Raw genomic sequence first — 2834 nt, 5'->3', positions numbered from 1 at the left:
TACTGGTTCCTGATCCCCGGCGGGGCGATCTTCGTGGTGCTGTTCATCGTTCCGACGGTGGCCTCCTTCTACTTCAGCCTGACCTACTGGGATCCCTTCGAGGCGCGGTTCTCGGGCTTCGAGAACTACGTGCAGTTTTTCTCCGAGCCCTTCCTGGTGCGCGGCATGACCAACACGCTGATCTTCGCCTTCCTGACCTCGGCACTGAAGACGGTGCTGGGGCTGCTGCTGGCGGTGCTGCTGACCTCGGGGATCTTCGCGCAGGGCTTCCTGCGGTCGGTCGTCTTCTTCCCGGTGCTGGTCTCGACCATCGGCGTGGGCCTGATGTTCCAGGAGCTCATGCACCCCACCGACGGGGCCATCAACGTGGCGCTCGAGGCCATCGGCATCGACGGGCCGGGGTGGCTGACCAACCCCAAGCTCGCGCTGATCTCGGTCGCGCTGGTGGACGTCTGGCGCGGCGTGGGTCTTGCCACGCTCATCTACATCGCAGGGCTCGCCACCATCGGGCAGGAATACTACGAGGCCGCCCGCATCGACGGCGCCACCCGCCTGCAGCAGTTCTGGCGCGTGACCGTGCCGCTGGTGCGGCCCGCCACAACCACCGTCATCATCCTGTCGCTGATCGGGGGCCTGCGGCTCTTCGACCTGATCTGGGCCATGACCCGCGGGGGGCCGGGCTTCTCGTCCGACGTGCTCGCCAGCGTCATCTACAAGCAGTACCAGGCCGGGTTCTGGGGCCTGTCGACCGCCGGCAACGTGATCCTGTTCCTCATGATCGCGCTGATCATCGCGCCACTCGCCTGGTGGCTCAACAGAAGTGAGGTCGAAGCATGACCCGTCGCGGCTACGTCATCGGCGCGCTGTCCCTGCTGGGCGCCTTCGTGATCTTCGTCATCCCCTTCATCTTCGTGGGGATCAACGCAGCCAAGACCGCCCAGGACGCCTCGCAGCTGGATTTCTCGCTGCCCGAGCGCTGGGTCTTCTGGGAGAACCTGGTGGCGGTGGTGCAGGCGCGCGACTACGCGCTGCTGCTGGCCTACTTCAACTCCATCGTCATCACCGTGGGCGCGGTGGTGCTGCTGGTGATCTTCGGGGCGATGATCGGCTACGTGCTGCAGCGCCGCCCCAGCCGGGTGAGCCGCATCGCCTACATGGTGGCGCTTTCGGGGCTGATGATCCCGCCCGCGGTGGTGCCCACCATCTGGGTGCTGCAGGGCACGGGCCTGTTCAAGACGCTGCACGGCATGATCCTGATCCAGGTGGCCTACGGGCTGGGCTTCACCATCCTGCTCTACCGCAGCTTCATCGGCACCATCCCGCGCGAGCTCGACGAGGCGGCGATCATCGACGGGGCTAAGCCCTGGCAGGTGTTCTTCCGCGTGGTGCTGCCGTTGCTGAAGCCGGTGACGCTGACCATCATCGTGGTGCAGTCGATCACCATCTTCAACGACTTCACCCACCCGCTCTACTACCTGCCGGGACGCGAGAACATCACGGTGCAGTTGACGCTCTACAACTTCCAGAGCCAGTTCGTGAGCCAGATGAACCTGCTGTTCATGAACATCCTGCTCATCACCATTCCCCCGCTTCTCGTCTTCATCTTCTTCAATCGCCAGATCGTGGCCGGCATGACCTCCGGCGCGGTGAAAGGATAACGACCAATGTCCCGTGTTGAACTGAAAGACCTGCGCAAGAGCTTCGGCGGTGTCGAGGTCATCCACGGTATCGACCTGACCATCGAGGCGGGCGAGTTCTGCGTCTTCGTCGGGCCCTCGGGCTGCGGCAAGTCCACCCTGCTGCGGATGATCTCGGGGCTCGAGGTGCAGACCTCAGGCACCATCGAGATCGGCGGCCGCGACGTGAGCGACAGCGATCCCTCGTCGCGCGGCATCGCCATGGTGTTCCAGAACTACGCGCTCTACCCGCACCTGTCGGTGCGCGAGAACATCGGCTTCGGGCTGTCGCTGGCGCGCACGCCCAAGGACGAGATGAAGCGCAAGGTCGACGAGGTGGCCGGGATCCTGCAGCTGGGCGACTACCTCGACCGCAAGCCCAAGGCGCTGTCGGGTGGGCAGCGGCAGCGCGTCGCCATCGGTCGGGCCATCGTGCGCGACCCGGAGGTGTTCCTCTTCGACGAGCCGCTGTCGAACCTCGACGCGGCGCTGCGCGCGCAGATGCGCATCGAGCTGACCGAGCTGCACGAGCGGCTGGGCGCGACGATGATCTACGTCACCCACGACCAGGTCGAGGCCATGACCATGGCCGACAAGATCGTGGTGCTGAACGGCGGCCGGATCGAGCAGGTGGGCACCCCCATGGAGCTTTACGAGCGCCCGGCGAGCCCCTTCGTGGCGGGCTTCATCGGCTCGCCCAAGATGAACCTGATCGAGGGCAAGGTGGCGCGCGACATGGGCTGCGAGATCTACGGCATCCGCCCCGAGCACCTCGACATCTCCGAGACCGAGGGCCTCTGGAGCGGCCATGTCCGCCACGTCGAACGGCTCGGCGCCGACACCATCGTCCACCTCGAGGTCCCCGAGGTCGGCCCCCTCATCGCCCGCGTCGACGGCAGCCGGACCTTCATGCCCGGGCAGGAAGTGAAGGCCAACCCCCAGCGCGAACGCGAGGTGCGCTACTGAGCGCGACCCACCCGCCCGGCATCAAAGGACAGACCAGATGGACTTTTCGCATCTCGAAAAGCCGCCCTACGGCCTGGGGCGCGAGGATATCGACTGGGTGAAGCGTACCTGGGAGGCGCTCGACGACGCAGAACGCGTAGGGCAGCTTTTCAACCTGCGCTCGGTCGGCTTCGACACCGAGGAGATCGCGCG

At 65.6% G+C, this 2834-nt stretch carries 3 protein-coding genes; all 3 read left to right on the top strand.

Going from position 1 to position 2834, the window contains the following annotated elements; genetic code table 11:
* The coding region (locus C8N44_RS22880; RefSeq protein ID WP_107978987.1) for a carbohydrate ABC transporter permease at nt 1–837 on the top strand (837 nt) is incomplete at its 5' end.
* Nucleotides 834–1658, top strand: coding sequence for a carbohydrate ABC transporter permease (locus C8N44_RS22875; protein ID WP_107978986.1), 825 nt, complete (start codon nt 834–836; stop codon nt 1656–1658). The genes C8N44_RS22880 and C8N44_RS22875, both read left to right, overlap by 4 nt.
* A 6-nt stretch (nt 1659–1664) precedes the next feature.
* A complete protein-coding gene (locus C8N44_RS22870) occupies nt 1665–2642 on the top strand; it encodes an ABC transporter ATP-binding protein (RefSeq protein ID WP_107978985.1) in 978 nt (325 codons plus the stop codon).
* The last annotated feature ends 192 nt before the right edge of the window (nt 2643–2834 follow it).

The organism is Allosediminivita pacifica (genome assembly GCF_003054175.1).
Classification (GTDB): domain Bacteria; phylum Pseudomonadota; class Alphaproteobacteria; order Rhodobacterales; family Rhodobacteraceae; genus Allosediminivita; species Allosediminivita pacifica.
Note: the sequence above shows the minus strand (reverse complement) of the source record. Positions and strands in the feature narration are given on the sequence as shown.

Coding starts and splice junctions, on each gene's coding strand:
- C8N44_RS22870 (WP_107978985.1), top strand. CDS start 1,665: ATGTCCCGTGTTGAACTGAAAGACCTGCGCAAGAGCTTCGGCGGTGTC.
- C8N44_RS22875 (WP_107978986.1), top strand. CDS start 834: ATGACCCGTCGCGGCTACGTCATCGGCGCGCTGTCCCTGCTGGGCGCC.